Origin of the sequence: Mesorhizobium alhagi CCNWXJ12-2, from assembly GCF_000236565.1 — a bacterium.
Lineage (GTDB): Bacteria > Pseudomonadota > Alphaproteobacteria > Rhizobiales > Rhizobiaceae > Allomesorhizobium > Allomesorhizobium alhagi.
The window spans coordinates 1-20,656 of record NZ_AHAM01000062.1; the positions used below are offsets into that span (position 1 = coordinate 1).

At 63.9% G+C, this 20,656-nt stretch carries 25 protein-coding genes and 1 pseudogene; 8 read left to right on the forward strand and 18 right to left on the reverse strand.

What is annotated here, in order from left to right:
• The 13 genes and pseudogenes from MAXJ12_RS08810 to MAXJ12_RS08870 form a co-directional block, all read right to left on the reverse strand.
• A pseudogene (locus tag MAXJ12_RS08810) lies at nucleotides 1-264 on the reverse strand (flagellar basal body-associated FliL family protein); the annotation flags it as partial.
• A gap of 13 nt (nucleotides 265-277) precedes the next feature.
• On the reverse strand, nucleotides 278-991 hold the full coding sequence (gene flgH / locus MAXJ12_RS08815; RefSeq protein WP_008835473.1) for a flagellar basal body L-ring protein FlgH: 714 nt from the start codon (nucleotides 989-991) through the stop codon (nucleotides 278-280).
• The gene (locus MAXJ12_RS08820; RefSeq protein ID WP_008835474.1) at nucleotides 988-1,527 is read right to left on the reverse strand and encodes a MotE family protein; all 540 of its coding nucleotides are present in this window, start codon (nucleotides 1,525-1,527) and stop codon (nucleotides 988-990) included. Before MAXJ12_RS08820 ends, flgH begins: the two co-directional genes overlap by 4 nt.
• A gap of 8 nt (nucleotides 1,528-1,535) precedes the next feature.
• Complete coding sequence (locus tag MAXJ12_RS08825; protein ID WP_008835475.1) at nucleotides 1,536-2,729, reverse strand: flagellar basal body P-ring protein FlgI; 1,194 nt, start codon at nucleotides 2,727-2,729, stop codon at nucleotides 1,536-1,538.
• On the reverse strand, nucleotides 2,726-3,196 hold the full coding sequence (gene flgA, locus MAXJ12_RS08830) for a flagellar basal body P-ring formation chaperone FlgA (RefSeq protein WP_008835476.1): 471 nt from the start codon (nucleotides 3,194-3,196) through the stop codon (nucleotides 2,726-2,728). Before flgA ends, MAXJ12_RS08825 begins: the two co-directional genes overlap by 4 nt.
• A 5-nt stretch (nucleotides 3,197-3,201) precedes the next feature.
• On the reverse strand, nucleotides 3,202-3,990 hold the full coding sequence (gene flgG / locus MAXJ12_RS08835; RefSeq protein ID WP_008835477.1) for a flagellar basal-body rod protein FlgG: 789 nt from the start codon (nucleotides 3,988-3,990) through the stop codon (nucleotides 3,202-3,204).
• 13 nt (nucleotides 3,991-4,003) lie between these two features.
• Nucleotides 4,004-4,327 (reverse strand): flagellar hook-basal body complex protein FliE, encoded by a 324-nt coding sequence (gene fliE / locus MAXJ12_RS08840; protein ID WP_008835478.1) that lies wholly within the window; start codon nucleotides 4,325-4,327, stop codon nucleotides 4,004-4,006.
• Nucleotides 4,327-4,743 (reverse strand): flagellar basal body rod protein FlgC, encoded by a 417-nt coding sequence (gene flgC / locus MAXJ12_RS08845; RefSeq protein WP_008835479.1) that lies wholly within the window; start codon nucleotides 4,741-4,743, stop codon nucleotides 4,327-4,329. The genes fliE and flgC overlap by 1 nt, the downstream gene beginning before the upstream one ends.
• A 2-nt stretch (nucleotides 4,744-4,745) precedes the next feature.
• Entirely contained in the window at nucleotides 4,746-5,126 is a 381-nt protein-coding gene (flgB, locus tag MAXJ12_RS08850; RefSeq protein ID WP_008835480.1) for a flagellar basal body rod protein FlgB, read from the reverse strand.
• Between the two features lie 78 nt (nucleotides 5,127-5,204).
• A complete protein-coding gene (locus MAXJ12_RS08855) occupies nucleotides 5,205-5,840 on the reverse strand; it encodes a hypothetical protein (RefSeq protein ID WP_008835481.1) in 636 nt (211 codons plus the stop codon).
• Nucleotides 5,821-7,227 carry a flagellar protein export ATPase FliI gene (gene fliI / locus MAXJ12_RS08860; protein WP_008835482.1) on the reverse strand — a complete coding sequence of 469 codons (1,407 nt, stop codon included), beginning with the start codon at nucleotides 7,225-7,227 and terminating at the stop codon, nucleotides 5,821-5,823. The genes MAXJ12_RS08855 and fliI overlap by 20 nt, the downstream gene beginning before the upstream one ends.
• A 6-nt stretch (nucleotides 7,228-7,233) precedes the next feature.
• Nucleotides 7,234-7,959: a flagellar basal-body rod protein FlgF gene (gene flgF, locus MAXJ12_RS08865; protein ID WP_008835483.1), complete on the reverse strand. Its 726-nt coding sequence runs from the start codon at nucleotides 7,957-7,959 to the stop codon at nucleotides 7,234-7,236.
• A 10-nt stretch (nucleotides 7,960-7,969) separates the two neighbouring features.
• Nucleotides 7,970-9,091, reverse strand: a complete 1,122-nt coding sequence (locus MAXJ12_RS08870) for a DUF1217 domain-containing protein (protein WP_008835484.1) — start codon at nucleotides 9,089-9,091, stop codon at nucleotides 7,970-7,972.
• 137 nt (nucleotides 9,092-9,228) lie between these two features.
• Between MAXJ12_RS08870 and motA the strand changes: the two genes are divergently transcribed.
• From motA to MAXJ12_RS08900, 6 genes are read left to right on the forward strand one after another with little or no spacing between them, the layout of a single operon-like run.
• On the forward strand, nucleotides 9,229-10,116 hold the full coding sequence (gene motA, locus MAXJ12_RS08875) for a flagellar motor stator protein MotA (RefSeq protein WP_008835485.1): 888 nt from the start codon (nucleotides 9,229-9,231) through the stop codon (nucleotides 10,114-10,116).
• Nucleotides 10,117-10,149: 33 nt separating this feature from the next.
• Nucleotides 10,150-11,079 carry a FliM/FliN family flagellar motor switch protein gene (locus MAXJ12_RS08880; protein ID WP_008835486.1) on the forward strand — a complete coding sequence of 310 codons (930 nt, stop codon included), beginning with the start codon at nucleotides 10,150-10,152 and terminating at the stop codon, nucleotides 11,077-11,079.
• A gap of 42 nt (nucleotides 11,080-11,121) precedes the next feature.
• Nucleotides 11,122-11,511 carry a flagellar motor switch protein FliN gene (gene fliN / locus MAXJ12_RS08885; protein ID WP_040585486.1) on the forward strand — a complete coding sequence of 130 codons (390 nt, stop codon included), beginning with the start codon at nucleotides 11,122-11,124 and terminating at the stop codon, nucleotides 11,509-11,511.
• Nucleotides 11,512-11,551: 40 nt separating this feature from the next.
• The gene (locus MAXJ12_RS08890) at nucleotides 11,552-12,574 is read left to right on the forward strand and encodes a flagellar motor switch protein FliG (RefSeq protein ID WP_008835488.1); all 1,023 of its coding nucleotides are present in this window, start codon (nucleotides 11,552-11,554) and stop codon (nucleotides 12,572-12,574) included.
• 23 nt (nucleotides 12,575-12,597) lie between these two features.
• Nucleotides 12,598-13,671 (forward strand): flagellar biosynthesis protein FlhB, encoded by a 1,074-nt coding sequence (flhB, locus tag MAXJ12_RS08895; protein ID WP_008835489.1) that lies wholly within the window; start codon nucleotides 12,598-12,600, stop codon nucleotides 13,669-13,671.
• Nucleotides 13,671-14,102: a hypothetical protein gene (locus MAXJ12_RS08900; protein ID WP_008835490.1), complete on the forward strand. Its 432-nt coding sequence runs from the start codon at nucleotides 13,671-13,673 to the stop codon at nucleotides 14,100-14,102. The genes flhB and MAXJ12_RS08900 overlap by 1 nt, the downstream gene beginning before the upstream one ends.
• Nucleotides 14,103-14,206: 104 nt before the next feature.
• On the opposite strand, the gene MAXJ12_RS08905 is transcribed toward MAXJ12_RS08900, so the two are convergent.
• Both MAXJ12_RS08905 and MAXJ12_RS08910 read right to left on the reverse strand, forming a co-directional pair.
• Nucleotides 14,207-14,818: an NADPH-dependent FMN reductase gene (locus MAXJ12_RS08905; protein ID WP_157999627.1), complete on the reverse strand. Its 612-nt coding sequence runs from the start codon at nucleotides 14,816-14,818 to the stop codon at nucleotides 14,207-14,209.
• Nucleotides 14,819-14,988: 170 nt separating this feature from the next.
• Nucleotides 14,989-15,255, reverse strand: a complete 267-nt coding sequence (locus MAXJ12_RS08910) for a DUF1127 domain-containing protein (RefSeq protein ID WP_008835492.1) — start codon at nucleotides 15,253-15,255, stop codon at nucleotides 14,989-14,991.
• Nucleotides 15,256-15,395: 140 nt separating this feature from the next.
• Here MAXJ12_RS08910 and MAXJ12_RS08915 point away from each other — a divergent pair, with 140 nt between their 5' ends.
• Nucleotides 15,396-16,316 carry a transcriptional regulator GcvA gene (locus MAXJ12_RS08915; RefSeq protein WP_008835493.1) on the forward strand — a complete coding sequence of 307 codons (921 nt, stop codon included), beginning with the start codon at nucleotides 15,396-15,398 and terminating at the stop codon, nucleotides 16,314-16,316.
• A gap of 50 nt (nucleotides 16,317-16,366) precedes the next feature.
• Here MAXJ12_RS08915 and MAXJ12_RS08920 read toward each other — a convergent pair whose 3' ends face one another.
• Together MAXJ12_RS08920 and MAXJ12_RS08925 are read right to left on the reverse strand one after the other, a co-directional pair.
• Nucleotides 16,367-17,137, reverse strand: coding sequence for a helix-turn-helix transcriptional regulator (locus MAXJ12_RS08920; protein WP_008835494.1), 771 nt, complete (start codon nucleotides 17,135-17,137; stop codon nucleotides 16,367-16,369).
• A complete protein-coding gene (locus tag MAXJ12_RS08925) occupies nucleotides 17,134-17,967 on the reverse strand; it encodes a helix-turn-helix transcriptional regulator (protein WP_008835495.1) in 834 nt (277 codons plus the stop codon). The genes MAXJ12_RS08920 and MAXJ12_RS08925 overlap by 4 nt, the downstream gene beginning before the upstream one ends.
• Nucleotides 17,968-18,259: 292 nt before the next feature.
• Here MAXJ12_RS08925 and MAXJ12_RS08930 point away from each other — a divergent pair, with 292 nt between their 5' ends.
• Complete coding sequence (locus MAXJ12_RS08930) at nucleotides 18,260-18,949, forward strand: D-lyxose/D-mannose family sugar isomerase (RefSeq protein WP_008835496.1); 690 nt, start codon at nucleotides 18,260-18,262, stop codon at nucleotides 18,947-18,949.
• Nucleotides 18,950-18,968: 19 nt separating this feature from the next.
• Here MAXJ12_RS08930 and MAXJ12_RS08935 read toward each other — a convergent pair whose 3' ends face one another.
• A complete protein-coding gene (locus tag MAXJ12_RS08935; protein WP_008835497.1) occupies nucleotides 18,969-20,348 on the reverse strand; it encodes an FAD-containing oxidoreductase in 1,380 nt (459 codons plus the stop codon).
• Between the last annotated feature and the right edge of the window lie 308 nt (nucleotides 20,349-20,656).

A 20,656-nucleotide genomic window follows, 5' to 3' on the forward strand; every position in this document is an offset into this window, starting at 1 on the left:
TGCGTCCGGCGCCGCGAGGTTGGTCGTGATCGACGCGAGCGGGATGACCACTCTCGATTCAACGGGTTCGCCACCGACCGCGCCGTCGCCGTGAGCTTCCGTCGTATGCGCTGCCGGTTTTGCCGGTTCGCTGCTGTCGTTCAGGTAGATTCCGGAGGCCCAGCCAAGGACGATCGCTGCGGCCGTCATGCCAAGCAGCACCGCCATCTGCACCAGCAGCGACGGGCCCTTGGGCGGTGTCTGACCTTGTTCGGTGATCGCCATGGTTTGCCCCGGCCTAGAACGGAAGAACCTGGTCGAGGAACTGCTGGCCGTAGGGTGGCTGCTGCACCTCGGTCAGACGTCCCCGGCCGCCATAGGAAATGCGGGCCTCGGCGATGCGCTCGTAGGAGATCGTGTTTTTCGGCCCGATATCAACCGGACGCACAATGCCGGCGATCGTCAGGATCCGTAGTTCGGCGTTGACCCGCACCTCCTGCGAGCCGTTGATCACCAGATTGCCGTTCGGCATCACGTCGATGACGATGGCGGCAACGGAAAGCTCGATCGTTTCGGAACGCGTGGTTTCGCCCGTTCCCGCCGACGCCGAGGTCGAGCCGATATTGGCGTCGGCGGTGCCGCCGGAGCCGATCCCGTCCCATTCGTACTCCAGCGCGCCGCCGAGCGACTTGGTCGAGGTGCGGCTGCGGTCGGATTCGTTCTTGAATTTCGCCCGATCGTTGATCTCGATCTCGACCGTCAGGATGTCACCGGGCGACAGCGCCCGCGGGTCGGTGAAGAGGCGGCTCTGGCGGTCGTTCCATAGTGAAAAACGCTTGACCGGCTGGGCCGGCGTTTCGGGATACTGATAGACCGATTGCGTGCCAGAGGCGACGCCGGAGCCGACGGCCGACAGCGCTGGAGGCTGGCCGATCTCCTTCAGGTTGGAGCCGCAGGCGGCGAGCGCGGCGAGCGTAGCCGCGGCGATGGCCAGCAAGAGGTTGCGGATCATGTCGGGTCTTCCCTTCGCGCGGCGCTCGCCATGATGCCGGTGAGGGCGGCCGCGGCCTTGCTTTCCATCTCGTTGAGGATGACGCCTGCGCGGCGCGATTCGAGCTTCATCAGGATGCCGGCGGCAAGCTCGACATCAAGCATGGCGAGCCGCTCGGCGGCGGCGTCGGGTTTCATGGAGGCGTAAATCTCTACGACATTGCCTTCGGCCTGCGCCAGGAAAGTCTCGCGCCGCTTCATCCAGCTCTCGTATTCGGCGCGTTTCTCCTCGAGCAGGGCGATGCGCTTGTCGACTTCCTTCTGCAGCGTCTCCATCTCCATCCTCTGCAGCGCATAGCGGCGGTCGCGTGCAGCGTCGGCGATGCTCGAGCAGAAACGCTGGATCTCGCTCTCCGTCTCGGCCGCGGCCACGACGGTCGGCGCCGTCTCGGTTGCGGCAGGACCGGCGGCTGCAAGCAGCGCGGCGAGCGTCGCGGCGGCAAGCGGCTTGCGGCCAATGCGCCTTGGCGGGGTCAGGAGATGAAATTTGGCCGGCATCGCGTCACCTATTGAAGTACGAGTTCGGCCTGCAGGGCGCCGGCGGATTTGATGCCCTGGAGGATGGCGATGATACCGTCGGGCTTGACGCCGAGCCGGTTCAGCCCGGAAACCAACGTTTCGAGATTTGGGCCGTCGATAATGGCGACGCGCCCGTCCGGTTGGTCCAGATCGATAGCAGTGAACGGCTCCACTTCTGTCCGCCCTCTGGAGAAGGGTTCGGGCTGCACGACCCTCGGCATCTCGGTGATGCGGACCGTCAGCGTGCCGTGGCTGATGGCGACGCGCGAGATCCGAACTTCGTTGCCGATGACGATAGTGCCGGTGCGCTCGTCGACCACAACCCGCGCCGGCATGTCGGATTCGACGATCAAGTTTTCGAGCTCGGCGTAAAAGCGGGCGGCGGAGATCTTCTGCGGTTTCTGGATGATGACCGTGCGCGAATCCTGCTCGCGCGCCACGCGCTTGCCGAAGCGCTCCAGCGCGTAGTCGTTGATCGCGTCGGTAACCCTCACCGCCGTCGAGAAGTCGGCATTGCGGAGCTGCAGGGTCAGCGTGCCGACATCGCCGAATTCGGCCTCGACCTGTCGCTCGATGATCGCGCCGTTGGGCACGCGGCCGGAGGTCGGCACGCCTTGCGTGATCTTCTCGGCGTCGCCCTGGGCGTTGAAGCCGGATATGAACACCGGGCCCTGCGCGACCGCGTAGATTTCGCCGTCGGCGGCTTTCAGCGGCGTCATCACCAGCACGCCACCGCCGAGCGACACCGCGTCGCCCAGCGACGAGACGCTGACGTCGATGCGCGCGCCGGACTGGACGAAGGGCGGCAGGTTGGCGGTGACGATCACCGCCGCAACGTTCTTGGCCCGCGCCCGGCCACCTTCGCTGGCTATGCCGAGATTTTCCAGCATGGCTCGGATCGACTGTTCCGTGAAAGGCGAGTTGCGCAGGCTGTCACCCGAGCCCTGCAGGCCGATCACCAGCCCGTAGCCGACGAGCTGGTTGTCGCGCGCGCTCTGCAACTGCGCGATGTCCTTGATCCGCGAGGGAACGAGGTTCTGGCCGGGATAGAGGTCGCGCTGTTCGTAATGACCGACGCCAATGGCGCCGGCCCCGCCGTCCTTGCGGATCAGTCCGTCCGCCAGGACCGCCTGGACGCCGAACGCGGTCGCGACAATCAGAATGAGCAGCCGGCGGATCATATGGCGCCGATCCGGATCGAGCCGTCGGCCATGACCGTGCCAGAAAGAATCTTGCCGCTGTCGATGTTGCGGATCTTGACCAGATCGCCAGCGGAACCGGGCTCCAGCGTCACTGCGCTCGCGGAAATCGTAAGCGCGCCGGAGACGAAGACCACCTCGACCGCCGCGCCCTGCTCGACGAGATACGCCTCGCGCAGAGAACTCAGCGGGACGTAGCGGCCGGTCAGCAGAGTGCGCCTGGCGACCTTGCCGTCGAGTTCCGCGAGCGTGACAGCGACCGCTTCGGGCGCCTGTTTACCGGGTTTCAGCGTGACTTCCTTCAGCGCGTCGGCCGAGACCGTCTCGCCGGGATAGATGACCCGGTTGGGGATGAGCACGACCTCCTGCGCCAGCGCCGGCAACGCGCAGCACAGCGCCAGACCGGCAGCCGCGGCGTGAAGCAGAGCGCGCATCGACCGGAAAGCCATCGCTGCTACCTGATGTTCTTCGAGACGACGGCCGCCATCTCGTCGGCCGCCTGGATGACCTTGGAGTTCATCTCGTAGGCGCGCTGCGCCGAGATCAGCTCGGTGATTTCCTTGACCGGATCGACGTTGGAGTTTTCGAGATAGCCCTGCTGGACGGTGGCGTAGCCGAGATCGCCAGGTACGCCGATATTGGCGGCGCCGGAGGCCGGCGTTTCCTGGAACAGATTGTCTCCCAGCGGCGCGAGGCCGGCCTCGTTGGCAAAGCTCGCCAGCGTCAACTGGCCGAGGTCCTGCAAATCGACCTGTCCATCGAGGCGCGCGAACACCTGGCCGGACTTGTTGACGATAACCTCGACCGCATCAGCCGGGACGTTGATGGCGGGCTGGACCGGAAAGCCGTCGACCGTCACCAACTGCCCGGTGGCGTTGGTGTTGAACGAGCCGGCGCGGGTGTAGAGCGTCTGGCCGTCGGCGCCTTCGATCTGGAACCAGCCATTGCCGGTCAGCGCGAGGTCGAACTTGTTGCCGGTGCTGGTCAGCCCGCCCTGGACATGGACGTTGCGCACAGCGCTCGTCTTGACGCCGAGGCCGATGCTCACGCCTTCCGGCACGAGGCTGGAATTGGCGCGGTTGGGCACGCCCTGCAGCCGGTCGACCTGATAGAGCAGGTCGGAGAATTCCGCCCGCGCCCGTTTGAAGCCGGTGGTGTTGATGTTGGCGATGTTGTTGGCGATCACTTCCAGATTGGTCTGCTGGGCGTTCATGCCGGTTGCGGCGATTGCGAGTGCCTTCATGGTCTCATTCTCCTCAGATCGCCATGCGGCTGACTTCGAGATAGGCGGTCACGATCTTGTCGCGGATCGCTACAGCCGCCTGCAGCGACTGTTCAGCGCTCATCACCGCGTCGACCACCTGGCGTATGTCGGCCTCGCCCTGCAGCGCCTGGACGGAAACCTGTTCGGCCTGCTGGAGGGTGCCGATCGCGTCGCCCGCCGCCCGTGTCAGCATCGCTGCGAAGGACGAGCCGGCATCTGCCGCCACCGGACCGGCGCTGCGGGAAAAGAGCCCGCCATCGCCGTCCGTATTGCCCATCTGGAGTTGCGGAACGACCGCACTGAGGCCGGTGATCATTATTGGCTCCTCATCAGGTCGATGGTCATCGAGATCAGCGAACGCGCCTGCTTGATGACCTGCAAATTCGCTTCATAGGAGCGGTTCGCCTCGGTCATGTCGGCCATTTCGATCAGCACGTTGACGTTGGGCATCATGACGTAGCCGTTCTCGTTGGCGGCCTCGTGGCCGGGCGAATATTCGACGGGGAAGGCCGAAGGGTCGCGGTTGATCGCGGTCACGTCGACCAGCGAGCCGCCGCTTGCACGGTCGAGTTCGGCGGCGAAGGTGATGGTCTTGCGCCGATAGGGTTCGGCGCCCGGCGCGTCGCCGGTCGACTGGGCGTTGGCGAGGTTCTCCGAGACGACGCGCAGCCGCTCCGACTGGGCGCCGAGGCCGGAGGCCGCAACCTTCAGGGCTGTCGAAAGCGGATCCACAATCAGCTCCTCACGCTGGTCATCATCATGCGGTGAAACGCCTTGACGATCGCCGTGTTGAGTTCGAAGGAGCGACTGATCTCGCCGGCCTTCATCAGTTCGTTTTCGAGCACCACCGTGTTGCCGGACGGCATGGCCGATATCTCCCGCCCGTTCTGCCGCACGGCATAGCCGGCCTCTGTCGCGCCTCCGCTGAGGTGCCCCTCATGGGTTGCCCTCAGGGCCACGCGCGTGTTGTCGAGCACCTTCTCAAAGGGCTCGACGTCGAATGCGCCGTAGCCGGGCGTGTTCACATTGGCGACATTGCCGGCGACAGCGGCCTGGCGCACGGCCAGCCATTGCGACTGCTGCGAGGCGAGATCGAAGAGGTTGACTGGCTGCATAGAAATCTCCGGGCAGATTTCCACACGATAGGGAGCCAGTCTTGCGCGGGCCTTGCGCGAACTGTTCCGGGAGCCGGGCTACTTGGACAGTTCAATCACCTTGTCGGCGCTGGTCACCAGAACCCATTTGCCGTCGCGCTGTTCGATGCCGGCGACGCGGCTGTTGTCGGGCAGCCGCGAGCCTCGCTGCACCACCCAGAGGCCGGTGTCGTCCTCGATCATGGCGCGGCCATTGGCGACGTGAACGAGGCGGAAGGCGGCGATTTCGGACGGAAAAGGCTGTTCGCTCAACCCCGGCGCGCCTTCGCCCGGGCTATCGTTTTTGGGCAGGGTGCCTGTCGCAAACAGGTCGAGCTTCATCGGCGGAATGTCCTCGACCGTCATCGGCGCGCCGACGCGATCGGCTTGCTGGCCGAGATAGATCGGGCCGGTCTCGCGCTCGCCTTGCCCTTCGAATTTCAAGGCGCGAATACCAAACTTGTCCTGATTGAAGAAGATGTACCAGGGAAACAGCGCGCAACCGAGGCCGAGCGCGATGCCTAGTCCGGCGATGATCAAGTCGCCGTGGCGGTCGCGGGACTGCTGCGTCAGCCCGGGCGCGGCGGCGCGGCGGCGAATCAGCCGCGAGGCGAGTGAGCGCAATGCCGGCTTCTCGGCCGCAGCCTGCGCCTGCAGCTTGCCGCGCAGGGTGCTGTCAATCTCCTTGAGTTGCATGGGGCTTGTCCTTGGCTCTCAAATGGCGGGCGAGATCGGCGAACGGGTCGGGCGAGGGGCGGTCGGCAGGCGTTTGCGTCAGCGCCTCGTAGATCAGGGGAACCTGGCGCACGGCCATGTCGAGTTCGGCGTCGGCACCAGGCTGGTAGGCGCCGAGCAGGCGGATATCGCGCGTGTCCTCGAAGCGGGAGATCATCGATTTCAGCCGCGTCACCAGCGCGCGCTGCTCGGCGCTCCATGCCTTGGAAGCCAGCCGCGAGATCGACGACAGCGGGTTGACCGGCGGATAGCGGCCCTGCTCGGCGATCGAGCGGTCGAGTACGACATGGCCGTCAAGGATGCCCCGCACCGAATCGGCGACCGGGTCGTTATGGTCGTCGCCATCGACCAGCACGGAGATGATGGCGGTAATCGATCCGGAGCCGTCGAGGCCCGGCCCTGCGCGTTCCAGCAGCTTCGGCAAGTCGGTGAACACCGACGCCGGATAGCCGCGCGCGATAGGCGGCTCGCCCGCCCCGATCGCCACTTCGCGCAGTGCATGGGCGAAGCGGGTGATGGAATCGAGCACCAGAAGCACGCGGTCGCCGCGCTGGCGAAAATGCTCGGCGACGCGCATGGCGGTGTCGGGCGCGCGCTTGCGCATCATCGCGCTTTCGTCGCTGGTCGCGACCACGGCGATGGTCTTGGCCATGCTCTTTTCGCCGACCGTGTCTTCCAGGAATTCGCGCACCTCGCGGCCGCGTTCGCCGACCAGTGCCACCACGACCGTGTCGAAAGCGTCTGCTCCCGCGAGCATTGCAAGCAGCGTCGACTTGCCGACGCCGGAACCGGCGAAGATGCCGAGCCGCTGCCCGAAGCAGATTGGCGTGAAGATGTCGATGACGCGAACGCCGGTAAGGAAGGAGGTGCCGACACGCTGACGGGAGAGGGCCGATGGCGGCGTCGCCTCGACCGCATCCAATGGCTCGCCGGCGACCAGCGGCACGCCACCGTCTATCGCCCGGCCGAGCGAATCGACGGCGCGGCCGCGCCACGAGGCATGTGGCGTCGCCGTGAACGGACCATGGTTGAATACGGCGTCGCCGACGCCTGCGTCTGCCGATCGTTCGAACGGGGCGACCAGCACTTCCTCCGGCCCGATCTGGACGATTTCGCCGCGCCGCGCGCCGGCTTGGCCGCGATGCTCGACGATGTCGCCCAACCGGGCAGCGTCGGAAATGCCGCGCACGCGGTATTGCGTCTGCGAGACTTCGGTGACGCGCCCGCCGCGCCGGATGAGCGTGCGGTCGTCGGCAAAGCGCCGCCATGTGCGCTCCAGCGCGGTCAGCGCCGTGTCATGGACGGTGGCGTCAGGTCGCTCGATGGTGGCAGGTGGGTGCGAAGTCATCCGTCGTCAGGTCTTGGAGCCGAGCGTCTGAATGGCATTGCCGAAAGTCTGCTCGGTGCTGCGCATGGCCGCCGCGATGTTCTCGAAGGCGCGCTGCACGGCGATCAGCCGCGTCATTTCCAGCATCGGATTGACATTGGAATCTTCGAGGAAGCCTTGCGCCACGCCGATATCGATGCGGTCCACCACCGGCTCGGGCTGGCCGGCGGGCACGATTCCGGAATTGCCGAAGCGGGTAAAATTGGGGCCGGGCTCGAAGTCGAACAGGCCGATCGCGCCGACAAGCTGGCCGTCCTGCCGCAGAACGCCGTCGGCGCCCGATTGCGGCGGACCGTTGCGTGGGTCGAGCTGGAGCGGCGCGCCGCCGGCGTCGAGCACCGGATAGCCCTCGATCGTCACCAGTTGGCCGGTATCGAGCATCGAGAAGCGGCCGTCCCGCGTCATAACCGTGCCGACGGGCGTCTCAATGCCGAACCAGGCATTGCCCTGGATGGCGAAGTCGAAGGGGTTGCCGGTCTCACGAAGCGAGCCGGATTTGGCCGACAGATAGGTGTCTCCGGCCGAGGCGAAGGACACGGCGTCCTGGCCGAGCCCGGACACCACGTCCTCGAACTTGACGCCGGTAGCGCGGAACCCGACGGTCGACGCGTTGGCGACATTGTCGGCGATCGTGTTCAGCCGGCGTTCCAGCGCGATCTGGGAGGAAAGGGCGACGTAGAGACCATCCTGCATGGCCAGCTCCTCAGCGCTTCATCGCCTGGATGGCGAACAGGGTGTTGGTCGAGATGCCGTATTCGACCGGCTGGCTGAACAGCACGCTGAGCGAGGTCTGAGCGGGCGACGACGGGTTGCGGACCTCCCACAGGCTCGTGAAGCGGGTAAGAAACTTGCCCAGTTCCTTGGGATCGGAAAAGTCCTCGATGTTGAGCTTGCTTTCGAAGAGCTGCACCTGCTTGTCGATATCGGCCGAGGCGAACGAATCCGGCAGCGAAAGCGCCGTGCGCACGACCCGTGCCAGAGCCGGGTCGGCCAGGATTTCATAGAAGGATGTGAGGGTTTGCGCCTTGCGCTCGAAATAGAGCGCCAGCCGCACGCCTTCGTTGGAGTTGCCAGCGTTTTCCTCGAGCGTCTGGCGCATAAATTTGTCGATCGCTGGACGCTGGGCAAGGACGTGGGTGGTCGTCTCCTCTCCAAGCTCCTCGAAATTATACATCGACGCGAAGGCGACAAAGGTCTTGTCCGTCATCGTGTTGGCCAGGCTGTCGGGATCGCGGAGGCCCCCCTCCAGAACCGCCTTGGCGATATCCTTGTTCTCTTCGGTGTCATTCAGGCCGAAGCCGGCAAGCGCGAAGCGGACCAGCCTGTCATTCGACATGAGATCGTCGATGGATTTCACCTTCACGATGTTGGCGAGGTAATATGTCACCTCGGCCTGCACCGCGGCTGATGTTGGATCGACCCCGGCAATCGCCGCCTGGGCTTGGTAGTTCGTGACTGCGCCCTGCTGCGCCTTGTTGTAGACGGTCGCCAGTTCGCCATACGCGGCGAAGTTGAAGCTCTTGACGAACTCGGCATAACGCTTGTCGGTCAGTTTATTGGCGAAGCTTTCGGGGTTGGAAATTCCTTCCTTCAGGGCCTTGACCATGAACGCCTTGGCGTAGGCCATGTCTTCGAGCCCGTGCGCCTTCATCGCATAGCGAAACAAGCGATCGTTCTTGACGAACTCGTCGATCGTTTTCACCTTGGTGATGTTCTCGAGGTAGTACTTGGTTTCGCGCTCGACCATTGGCTGGTTTTCGACGCGACCGAGTGCCTTGGGGATGTCCCTCGCGATAAGCTGGTAGCTGGTGAATGTGTTGATCACGGGCAGGCCTCCGGCCGAAGCTATCCGGCGAAGCTACGCGGCCACGCTTGCGCGAAACTGAACCGCCGCCCTTTCAAGCCTCACACAAGGCACGGCCTGTATTGCCTTCCATAGATTGGAATGTGGAAGGACTGACTGTGAGCATACTGATCGGACTCGTGGTGACGATGGGCTGCGTGCTTGGCGGCTTCATGGCCATGGGCGGTCACATAGACGTGCTCATGCAGCCCTGGGAATTCGTCATTATCGGCGGCGCCGCATTCGGAACCTTTCTCGTCGCCAATCCGATGGCCACAGTGAGGGACACCGGCAAGGCGTGCATGGAAGCCTTCCGCCAGGCTACGCCGAAGGAGCGCGATTATCTCGAAACGCTCGGCGTGCTGCACAGCCTGATGCGCGAACTGCGCACGAAGTCGCGCAGCGAGGTCGAAGCCCATATCGACAATCCAAGTGAATCGACCGTGTTCCAGGCATTCCCGACGGTGCTCAAGCGGCACGACCTGACGCATTTCATCTGCGACTACTGCCGGCTGATCATCATCGGCAATGCGCGAAGCCACGAGATCGAGGCGCTGATGGATGAGGAGATCCATACCATCCGCTCCGACAAGCTGAAATCCTACCATGCCCTGGTCGCGGTCGCCGACGGCCTGCCGGCGCTTGGCATCGTCGCCGCGGTGCTCGGGGTGGTGAAGGCGATGGGCGCGCTCGACCAGTCGCCGGAGATACTGGGTGCGCTGATCGGCGCCGCGCTCGTCGGCACCTTCCTCGGCATTTTCCTGTCCTATGCGGTGGTCGGGCCGATCGCCACCAAGATCAAGATCGTCAGGGACAAGAACAACCGCCTCTACGTCATCGTGAAGCAGACGCTGCTCGCCTATATGAACGGCTCACTGCCGCAGGTGGCGATCGAATTCGGCCGCAAGACCATCTCCTCCTACGACCGCCCGTCGATCGATGCGGTCGAGCAGAGCACCATGAATACTGCGGCAGCCGCTGGCGACGCCGCCAAGAAGGCGGCCTGAGCCGATGGCGCCGGCTGAACGGAGCATCGGCTGATGGCAAGTCCGGCCAGTCCCGCCGACACGCGCGCCTTCATACTGGAGCGCCTGGTCGGCGACCGCGGCGAGACGCAGCATGTGATCGAGGCCGCGCGCGGGCTTGGCGCGCGTGCCCTGCCGATCCTATCGGACAGCCTCAACGCCAACCTGGCGTCGCCGCTCACCATCGAGCTCGGCAATATCGACGTGATGCGGCTCGGCGATGTGAAGCCTGACGCGGCCGGCAACCAGGCGATGACGATCGCCTCATCGCCGATGTCATCGGATGCGCTGGTCATGCTGGTCGATCCCGACGCCATCGCCGTCGTCGTCAGCGCGTTGTTCGGCGGCGATCCCGATATGCCGGTGGCGCCGATCGAGCGCGAACTGTCGCCGACCGAGATCGAGGTGGCGACGATGATGTGCCAGGAGGTGGCAACCTCCGTGAACGGCTGGGGCACCCGGGCGCTCAATATCCATTTCCCGCTGCCCACCGCGATCGCCGGGGCCAAGCGCAAGGGCAAGGTGCTGCGCGACGGGCCGGCGGTGCGCATCGCATTCAAATTCACGCTCGGGCCGAGCTCGGGGATTCTCTACCTCCTGATGCCGCAACGCGTGCTGATGCACCGGACGGGGTCTGAACCCGCCGCAAGCGGCCCGGCGGTGACCGACTGGCGCGCGCGCTTCAGCGAGGAGGTCATGCGCTCGACGGTGACGCTCGAGGCGGCGATGCCGCTCGCCCGCATGACGCTCGGCGATATAGCCGCGTTCCGCGAAGGCCAGGTGATCGAGCTGGAAGAAGGCGCGCAGTCGCAGGCGCGGCTTTCAGCGCGCAAGAAGACGCTGTTCGTCTGCGAATTCGGCAAGCTCGGCCAGAACTACACGGTCAGGATCAGGCATCAGTCCGATGCCGGCCAGGAATTTATCGACGGGCTGATGACAGGGTGACGCGCCGCGTCGACTGGCAACGCCCAGGAATTGGAGAGCATGATGACCCAGACAAACGCTGTGGCGACCGAAGCCGACCCGCCCGAGGAGCAGCTGAACCGGGCGATCGAGGAGCTGCGCGGCGTGCTGCACGACGAGCCGCAGCGGCCGGAGAGCGGCCCGACCGTCGAGGATTCGATGCGCAATTCCGGTGTCATCATGAACATTCCGGTCGATGTCCAGATCGTGCTCGGCAGCACCGAGATGCCGGTTTCGGACCTGATGGCGCTGCAGAAGGGCTCGACCGTCGCGCTCAACCGGCGCATCGGCGAGCCGGTCGACGTCGTTGTGAACGGCCGCAAGATCGCGCGCGGCGAGATCACGGTGCTCGAAAACGACCCGTCGCGCTTCGGCATACGCCTGACCGAAATCATCAGCGGGAAGCCTGCCTGATGCGCAAGTCTCTGCTTCCCGGCCGCGAAAGGTTCGACGCATGACGACGACCCTTGCCACGCTGACGCGGCCGCAGAAGGCCGCAGCCATATTGGTGGCGATGGGAAAGCCGTCGGCGAGCCGCCTGCTCAAATTCTTCAAGCAGGAGGAATTGAAGGCGCTGATCGAGGGCGCAAGGCAGTTGCGGACAATTCCGCAAAGCGACCTGGAAAAGATTGTTGCCGAATTCGAGGCCGAGTTCACCGAAGGGGCGGGGCAGCTCGATTCGGCCGACAAGATGGACGACATTCTGAACGAGGGCCTGTCCCCAGAGGAAGTGCAGGCGCTCAAGGGCGACGGCAAGCCGCTCAATGCCGCCAAGACCCCGCCGCCGATATGGCCGCAACTGGAAAAGGCCGATCCGCTGCGGCTGGGCGCGTTCATCGCGGCTGAACATCCGCAAACATCGGCGCTGATTCTCTCCAGGCTCGCGCCGCAGGCCTCGGCCAATGTGCTGCTGACGCTGGAAAAAGGCCTGCGCGGCGAGATCATCAAGCGGATGATGGCGCTGACCTCCATTCCCGAAACCGCGACCAAGATAGTTGAAGGTCAGTTGCGCAGCCGGGTTCTCTCGGAAAGCACGGCCAAGGACATGTCGGCGGGGCAGAGCCGCGTCGCCAGCGTGCTCAACGAGATGGAAAAGTCGCAGATGGACGAGGTGATGGAAGACCTCGAGAAATCCGGCGCGACCGATCTCGAAGGCGTGCGCGCGCGGCTGTTCTCGTTCGACGACATCGTGCTGATGACGCAGAAGGCGCGGGTGGCGCTCTTCGACGGGCTCTCGACCGAACTCGTGACGCTGTGCCTGAGAGGCGCACCGCCGGACATGACCGAAGCGGTGCTGTCGGCGATCGGCGCCCGCTCGAGGCGCATGATCGAATCCGAGCTTTCGCAAGGATCGGAGGGGATCGCCATGGCCGACATCCTCAAGGCGCGGCGGTCGATCGCCTCGACTGCGATCCGCATGTCGCATGAAGGGGTGTTCGAATTGCCCACGGCCGCCGCCCAGGCTGCCGCGGCCTGAACCGCTGAACGGATAATCATCCGATGTCCGAGAGCGTCGACAAGGACAGCAAAACCGAGGAAGCGACCGAGAAGAAGATCCGCGACACCATCGACAAGGGCAAGACGCCCAGCTCGAAGGAAACGACGATCCTGGCTTCCTTCGTGGCGATACTGGTGTTTGCCGTCTTCTTCGCTGGCGATAGCATCAACGAACTCGGCGTGTTCCTGTCGATGTTCCTGGAGAAACCCGAGGCCTGGCCGCTGGACACCGAGCGCGATGTGATCGAGCTCTACAGCGGCGTCATCATGCAGATCGCCAAGCTGCTCGGCGTGATGATGGTGTTGCTCGTGGTAGCCGGCATCGGTTCCTCGGTGTTGCAGAACATGCCGCAATTCGTCGGCGAGCGCATCCGGCCGCAGGCGTCGCGCATCTCGCTCGCCTCGGGGTGGAAGCGCCTGTTCGGCATCCAGGGTTTTGTCGAATTCCTGAAGTCGCTGGGCAAGCTCGGCTTCGCCATGCTGGTCCTCGTCTTCACGCTCGGCGAAAGCCACCATCGTCTTCTTGCCGGCATGATGACGCCGCCGGCGGCCTTCGGCCTGGTGATCCGCGACATCGCCATCGACATCCTCGTCGCCATCGTCTTCGTCATGGGATTGATCGCGGCGATCGACTTCGTATGGTCACGGTTCCACTGGCGGCAGGAACTCCGCATGACCCGCCAGGAGGTCAAGGACGAGATGAAGCAGTCCGAAGGCGACCCTATCGTCAAGGGCCGCCTGCGCTCGCTGGCGCGCGACCGCGCCCGCCGCCGCATGATGACGGCGGTGCCGCGCGCCACGCTGATCATCGCCAACCCGACCCACTTCTCCATCGCGCTCAGATATGTGCGCGAAGAGGATTCGGCGCCGATGGTGCTGGCCAAGGGACAGGATCTGGTGGCGCTGAAGATCCGCGAGATCGCGGCGGCCCACAACATCCCGGTCTTCGAGGACGTGGCGCTCGCCCGATCCATGTACAAGCAAGTTTCGGTAGATAGCGTCATTCCTGCCCAATTCTACCAGGCGGTCGCGGAACTCGTGCGGATCGTCTACGGCAACAAGCGCAAAGCGAACTGATGAACCGACAGCCGCACGCACCGACTCGCGAGATCATCGTCGCCAAGGCCATCGAGGAAGTGGTCAGCGAGCTTCGGCTCGTCGATGTCGCCGACTACATCGCTTTCATCAGGCTGGAGCATTTCGCCTGCATTTCCGATATCGTCGATTCCGCGGCGGAACTGTTCTTCATGCCCGAAACGCTGCGGCTCGGCCATGGCGGCGAAGCGCATGTCGGCTGGACCGAGAACCCGCGCATCGTGCTCGACCTCGAACTTCGGCCGCGCGGCGCAACCGTCTATTTTGCGCTGTCGCTGACGGCGCTGCACGCCTCCGTCGAGGTCAATTACGTCGCCTTCGACGCGCCGGACCCCGACCCCGAGCGCAACACGGCGTTCCTGGAGGCGGCGCTGGAGGCCGCGCGGATTCGGAAGACGGCTGCCGCCATCTGAATCCGCCGCAAGGGCTGCTTAGCCTCGCAGACATTCGCCTGAAACGATGACAATGTCAGCTTTGGTACCGGAAACTAGTCACTAACCCACGGCTCCCCCGATGATTACGCGGCCTCCTTCAAATGCAGCCGCAGCGCCCCCAGCGCAAGCGTCCAATCCCGTAGCCGAACCAGATGGCGGGCGACCAACTTGCGGGTTGGTTCGTCGCTAAGCCGGAGGTCAGCATCGAAGCGTTGGGGCGCGGAGCCGATGAGTATGTCCGGTGCCGGCAACACATGAGCGCCGATGCCGGTCAAGGTCTGACGAAACTGCAACTGCGCACGTTGTCCACCCATCGGGCTCGGCGAAGCACTCATCAGGGCGACTGGCATTTCCTTCAGGAGTGAAGCGCCCCGGGACGCCCAGTCTATGGCGTTTTTAAGGACGGCGGGGACACCGGAATTGTACTCGGGCGTGACGATGAGCAGCGCGTCGACGCTGTGCAGCGCGGACTTCAGAGCCTGCACAGTGGTCGGATCGCCTTCCGTCTCCACATCCTCGTTGAAATACGGCAACTGGTCGAGCCCGGCGTGATCCATGATCTGCATGTCGTCGGGCTTGAGTTCATGGGCAGCGCTCATCAGCGCCCGGTTGACGGACTGCGAACGCAGGCTACCGGTGAGGCCCAGGACACGAACCACGGGTTGGTTGCTTGTCGGTTTTGTCTGATAGGTCACAACGGTCATCCTTATGATCGAGTTCGCAGCCTAGGGCCGCGTCATGAGCAGCGGCCAACATTGGCCTGACTGAGTCCAGCAGTGTCGAGGGAGCGATGGCTTAGTCGGCAAGCGCAAATACCTTCGAACGAGCGGCCGAGCAGGAAAGCGATCGCCAGCATCATCAGTGATTAGTCATGATCCTGCCGAGCGCGGGCCAGCGGTTGCCAAAACGGCTTTGCCGCCTCGCGGGTGACGTCCCATCGCGTTAGACCGATGTCTGAGAGAACATGGTCGCTGAGTTCGGAAAGGTATCGCCGCTCCTGCACGCGTTCCCTCCATCGGCGAGGCAATTTCAGTATCGACCGGATGGACATGAGCGAATCTAATCCAATCCCGAAGGAATGGCCGGTCTCGAAAACTGCTGTCTCCCGATTTTTCAACGAAAGGTAAGTCATGATTTAGCTCCTGTGGCCGCCTACAGCCCCTTTTTTCAGTTGAAAGCTGTGCAATTCGCCGAAGTTTGGCCGATCAGGGCTTGCGTCGCAAACGACTATTTCTCAGAAACCAGATGAGGAAAATTTATGCGAGAGAGTAAATGGCAAGACGCCTTCCCCCGCTCAATGCCCTACGGGCCTTCGAGGCTGCCGCGCGCCACCTGTCCTTCACAAAAGCGGCGGACGAACTGTTCGTCACACAGGCGGCCGTAAGCCACCAGATCAAGGCCCTGGAAGAAGCGCTGGGGGTTCAGTTGTTCCGGCGTTACAATCGCCGTCTTGAGCTGACGCGAGCGGGTCAGGACTATTTGCCGCCGCTGCGTGACGCCTTTGACATTATGGCTGTCGCCACGCGGCGGTTACGGCCAGACAACGAGTCTGCTCAGCTCAAGGTGAGCACGCTGCAATCCTTTGCCACCAAATGGCTCATCCCACGCCTGGCCCGCTTCCACGAGCGGCACCCGGAGATCGACCCGATGATCTCCACGTCCCATCGTCTGGTCGACCTTGAGGCGGAAGACGTCGATGTCGCGATCCGCGTGGGACATGGCAACTATCCCGAGCTGCATGTCGTACTTTTGATGGACGATCTGGCATTTCCAGTTTGCTCGCCGCGTCTCCTCGATGGGCCCAGGCCTCTTCGCCAACCCGCCGATCTCGCTCATCATGTGCTGCTTCATGATTTCTCGGTGTCGCGCGATGGAGACGCGCCGAACTGGCGCAACTGGCTGAAGCGTGCCCAGGTGACAGGCGTCGACGCCGAAAGGGGACCGTCCTACAATGATACGGCGATGGCGCTTCAGGCGGCCATTGCTGGCCAGGGGATCGCTCTCGCCCGAAGGTCCCTTGTGGTCGATGATCTCAAGGCCGGTATCCTGGTCTGTCCATTCGGCCCCGAGATGCCGACGCGGTTTTCCTGGTATTTCGTCTGCGCGCCCTCGCGTGTCGAGCATCCCAAGGTTCGCGCGTTGCTGCGATGGCTGGAGGACGAGATTGCCCGCGATTTTGGCGGCCATCGTTAACGAGGTCCGAGACTCACAGAGTGAGTTGAAGCCGCAACGAGACAAGACCGCTATTCAATCAGCCCCATCCTCAGCGCCTTGGCCACGGCCTGCATCCGGTTCACCGCGTTCAGCTTCTGCGCGGTGTTGGTGAGGTACTGATTGGCAGTGTGCACCGACAGTTTCAGCAGCCGGGCGATGTCCTCGCTGGTGTAGCCGTTGGCGGTCAGCTTCAGGCATTCCAGCTCGCGTTTCGAGATAGAGGGCACCTTGCCGAATTCGCCCGGCCTGATGCGCGCGACGGCGCTGAACAGCGAAAAGCAGCGCGCATGGATCTCGTGCAACTGGTCGACCGGTAAGGCGATTTCGGGCCCGTAGAATACGGCCAGGCCGCACTGCCCGCGCTCGGCATAGGCCGGAAAGGCGATGCCAGACGTGCCGGGAACGAGCTCGGCCGTTTTGACGGCGCAATCCAGCGCCCTGAATGCGCGGGCGGAAGCGGCAAACTCGTCGCTACTCCACCAGCAGGGGAGCGTCGACATGCGCGCATGGCGGACGACGTCCTCGCCATTATTTCCGGACACGAATTTGGTCGGGACCGACACCTGCGGATAATCGGAATCGAAGCACGGCACCAGGCGTGCCCGCTCCATGGAAGGGCTGACGAAGAACAGCCCGAAGGCGGCGGCGTTGAGGTCGATGGCGATCCAGCGGCAGCGCCGCACGGCATCGGGTATGGTGACCGCCTGATGGCTGTCGGAACTCAGCGAGAAGGCGCCGAACGGATTGCGGTGCTCGCCGAAGAGCGACTGCGCGATGCTCTTGACCTCTTCCGGTTTCAAATAATGCCGCTCCTGATCGCGGTGGCCACCGCCGCCGCGCGGTTGGGCGCGGAAAACTTCTGGATGGCGTGGGTGATGTAGCTGTTGACCGTATTGGACGAGACGCCGAGGATCACCGCCACCTCGTCGGTGGTCTTGCCCTCCGAAACCCAGAACAGGCATTCGCGCTCGCGGTCCGAGAGCGGGTCTTGAAGCGCTGCCGCGGCAAGCTGTTCGGGCACCTGGGAAAGGGCGTAGCAGCACTGCATCTGCGCCCGCATCAGGTCGGACGGCTCGATCCTGCCGGCAACCGCTGCTGAAAACATCAGGAACAGGCGCTGGCGGCCGACATTCAGCTTGAGGGCGAAAATCTCGCAATGGCCGAGCACGTCGAGCAGCTTTGCTTCCTCCGCACTCAGCACGTCCGGCAAAGCGGGTGCATCCGAAGTGACGATGCCCCGCGGCCGTATTCCCGGCGAAACGGCGAGCGGGCTCTGGGCCAGGCCGGCGATCAGTCTGTGGCCGGCAAGCTCGATCGCGTCGAAGATCCAGTTGGAAGCAATGATGCGCGCATCGTTCCCGTCGCGATCATGGACGATGGCGACGAGCATGTAGCTGTCGGCGTTGATCTCGCTGGTCAGCTCCATGAGGAAGCTGGTCAGATCGCCCCGCGAAGCCAGCCTGACGGCGAGCGGCTTCGGGTCCGGAATCTGCGCTGCAAGACTGTTCATTGCCCCAAGTTCATTGCCCGAATCGATATAAAAGCCGGTCGCCGGCATTGCCCGGCGGCCGAACCCGAAACGCATCAACTGATACGAAAACACTTCACAGGCGCGGAGAAACCGCACCATCGGTCGAATCCCTGGGGAACACGCGAAACCGGCCGCGCCTGCACCGGAAGAAACTCCGGATCGTCAGACTTGTCAGTGGTTTGCCAAGCCCCCCACGGACCGGCTGATTCGGGTCTAATCTAACGCAGACGAATCAGACATAAAACCAGAAATTGATAAAAAATTAACCATGGTGGAATGCGGCCTGTTAACCGGCGCTCGGGCGAGGGGCAGTGCAGCGCGCCGACGATGGGCCTTGCCATGGGCGGCGTTACGAGGCATTGCCGGAGCAGCCGCCAGGAGAAGCAATCCGATGAAACGTTCCCGCATCAACGAGATCATACGCGAGGGCGACGCCTTCATCCGATCCTTCGGCTACATCATGCCGCCCTTCGCCTATTGGTCGCCGGAAGAGCTGAAAACGCGCCGGCCCGAGGGCATCGTCGACGCCCGCCTCGGCTGGGACATCACCGACTACGGCCAGGGCAAGTTCGACGAGCTCGGCCTGTTCCTGTTCACCGTGCGCAACGGCCGCGCCGAGGATCTGTCGCGGGGCACGGGCATGCTCTACGCCGAAAAGATCATGATCTCGCGCAAGGACCAGCTGTCGCCGATGCACCGGCACGTGGTGAAGGCCGAGGACATCATCAACCGCGGCGGCGGAAAGCTGGTGCTGGAGCTGTTCATGCCGGCGGCCGATGGCGGCATCGACCGCGAGGCCGAGGTGGTGGTGCCGACCGACGGCGTCATCCGCAAGCTGCCGGCCGGCGGACTGCTGAAGCTCGATCCGGGCGAGAGCGTTACGCTCTTGCCGGGCGTGTGGCACGCATTCTGGGGCGAGGGCGGCGACGTGCTGATTGGCGAGGTCTCGACCGTCAATGACGATTTGACCGACAACATCTTCGCAGATCCGATCGGCCGCTTCTCCAATATCCAGGAAGACGAGCCGCCGCTACGACTGCTGGTTTCCGACTACGATCGCTGGATTGACGGCAAGGCTTGACGGTAGTCAGGCAACAGCATCACTCCGCCGGTTTCATCTCGCCGAGCACGGTCGGGATCAGCTCCGAAACGGTCGGGTGGATGTGCACCGCCCGTTGCTGCGTCGTGTAGGGCGCTTTCGCGTACATCGTGTCCAATATGCAGTGGATGGCTTCGTCGCCGCCCGTTCCCAGGATCGCCGCGCCGAGGATTTCCTTGCTGTCGGCGTCGGCGACGATCTTCATGAAGCCCTGCGTCTCGCCCTTTTCGACAGCGCGGGCGACCCTCGTCATCGGGCGCATGCCGACGAGAAGGTTCCGCCCCGACTTCCTCGCCTCGGCCTCGCTCATCCCGGCGCGGCCGAGCGGCGGGTCGATGTAGAGCGCGTAGGCGGGCAGGCGGTCGCTGACGCGTCGCTTGTCGCCGTCGAGCACGTTCGCCGCCACGATCTCGAAATCATTGTAGGAAGTGTGGGTGAACGCGCCTTTGCCGTTGCAGTCGCCGAGCGCCCAGATGCCGGGAACGCTGGTGCGCAACTCGTCGTCCACGGTGATGTAGCCGTGTCCGTCGGTCTCGACGCCGGCTTTGTCCAGCCCGAGATCGTCGGTGTTGGGCCTGCGGCCGACCGCCAGCAGCACGTGCGAGCCGAGCACCTGGCGGTCGCCCGAAGCGCAATCCACCCCGACACAGACCTCTTCGCCGCGCGGCTCGAAGCTGATGCATTCGGAATTGAGACGGATGCCGATGCCTTCCTTCTCCAATATGTCCTTCACTGCGGCGGAAACGTCCTCGTCCTCTCGCGTGATCAGGCGCGGGCCTTTTTCGACGACCGTCACCTCGCTGCCGAAGCGGCGGAACATCTGCGCGAATTCGAGGCCGACATAGCTGCCGCCGATCACCACCAGATGCCTGGGCAGGAAGTCCACATCCATCATCGAGCTGTTGGTGAGGTATTTGATCCGGTCGACGCCCGGCATGTCGGGCACCAGCGCGCGTCCGCCGACATTGACGAAGATGCGGTCCGCCTCAAGCAACTCGCCGCCGACGCGCACCTGGCGCGGCGATTCAAACAGCGCATGGCCGCGAAAGAGCGTGCATTTTTCCATGCCGCCGAGCCAGCTTTCGAGATTGCCGCGGGAGTTGAGCGTGACCTCGTCCTTGCGCGCTTTCACCGCCTTCATATCGACGCCGACGGGGCCACCAACCGTCACGCCGTAATCGGCCGCGCGGCGGGCGAGGTGGGCGGCATAGGCGCTGGCTACCATCGCCTTGGTCGGGGTGCAGCCGGTGTTGACGCAGGTGCCGCCGAGGAATTTGCGCTCGATAAGCGCGACGGTCATGCCGGCTGCGGTGAGCCGGCCCGCAAGCGAGGGGCCCGCCTGTCCTGCCCCGATGATGATGGCGTCGAATTTTTGGGTCATGCAACTGCCGATACTATCAGAAATGCGCCGACAATGGCCACGGCGTTCTCAAGGAGCGCAATCGGCAAGTCGAAGGAAGCGCTCCCCGTTGGCCGCCGAGGGTTGACGAACACCTTTTAGGCGGCAAATTACAAGCAGGAGGACCATCTGACCGCCCAAAGGCCGAAAGTTCGCCTCATGCCAGGTCTGAAGAGCCATTCGTCGCCACCGTTCTCAGATATAGCCGCAAGAGAGCCTTTGCCAGCGCCGACAACCTCAACCGCTGGTTCAGAGCCTCGCGCAAGAGACAGAACCACGCGCCTCCGGTA

Coding starts and splice junctions, on each gene's coding strand:
- flgH (WP_008835473.1), bottom strand. CDS start 991: ATGATCCGCAACCTCTTGCTGGCCATCGCCGCGGCTACGCTCGCCGCG.
- MAXJ12_RS08820 (WP_008835474.1), bottom strand. CDS start 1,527: ATGCCGGCCAAATTTCATCTCCTGACCCCGCCAAGGCGCATTGGCCGC.
- MAXJ12_RS08825 (WP_008835475.1), bottom strand. CDS start 2,729: ATGATCCGCCGGCTGCTCATTCTGATTGTCGCGACCGCGTTCGGCGTC.
- flgA (WP_008835476.1), bottom strand. CDS start 3,196: ATGGCTTTCCGGTCGATGCGCGCTCTGCTTCACGCCGCGGCTGCCGGT.
- flgG (WP_008835477.1), bottom strand. CDS start 3,990: ATGAAGGCACTCGCAATCGCCGCAACCGGCATGAACGCCCAGCAGACC.
- fliE (WP_008835478.1), bottom strand. CDS start 4,327: ATGATCACCGGCCTCAGTGCGGTCGTTCCGCAACTCCAGATGGGCAAT.
- flgB (WP_008835480.1), bottom strand. CDS start 5,126: ATGCAGCCAGTCAACCTCTTCGATCTCGCCTCGCAGCAGTCGCAATGG.
- MAXJ12_RS08855 (WP_008835481.1), bottom strand. CDS start 5,840: ATGCAACTCAAGGAGATTGACAGCACCCTGCGCGGCAAGCTGCAGGCG.
- fliI (WP_008835482.1), bottom strand. CDS start 7,227: ATGACTTCGCACCCACCTGCCACCATCGAGCGACCTGACGCCACCGTC.
- flgF (WP_008835483.1), bottom strand. CDS start 7,959: ATGCAGGATGGTCTCTACGTCGCCCTTTCCTCCCAGATCGCGCTGGAA.
- MAXJ12_RS08880 (WP_008835486.1), top strand. CDS start 10,150: ATGGCAAGTCCGGCCAGTCCCGCCGACACGCGCGCCTTCATACTGGAG.
- fliN (WP_040585486.1), top strand. CDS start 11,122: ATGACCCAGACAAACGCTGTGGCGACCGAAGCCGACCCGCCCGAGGAG.
- MAXJ12_RS08890 (WP_008835488.1), top strand. CDS start 11,552: ATGACGACGACCCTTGCCACGCTGACGCGGCCGCAGAAGGCCGCAGCC.
- flhB (WP_008835489.1), top strand. CDS start 12,598: ATGTCCGAGAGCGTCGACAAGGACAGCAAAACCGAGGAAGCGACCGAG.
- MAXJ12_RS08900 (WP_008835490.1), top strand. CDS start 13,671: ATGAACCGACAGCCGCACGCACCGACTCGCGAGATCATCGTCGCCAAG.
- MAXJ12_RS08910 (WP_008835492.1), bottom strand. CDS start 15,255: ATGACTTACCTTTCGTTGAAAAATCGGGAGACAGCAGTTTTCGAGACC.
- MAXJ12_RS08915 (WP_008835493.1), top strand. CDS start 15,396: ATGGCAAGACGCCTTCCCCCGCTCAATGCCCTACGGGCCTTCGAGGCT.
- MAXJ12_RS08925 (WP_008835495.1), bottom strand. CDS start 17,967: ATGGTGCGGTTTCTCCGCGCCTGTGAAGTGTTTTCGTATCAGTTGATG.
- MAXJ12_RS08930 (WP_008835496.1), top strand. CDS start 18,260: ATGAAACGTTCCCGCATCAACGAGATCATACGCGAGGGCGACGCCTTC.
- MAXJ12_RS08935 (WP_008835497.1), bottom strand. CDS start 20,348: ATGACCCAAAAATTCGACGCCATCATCATCGGGGCAGGACAGGCGGGC.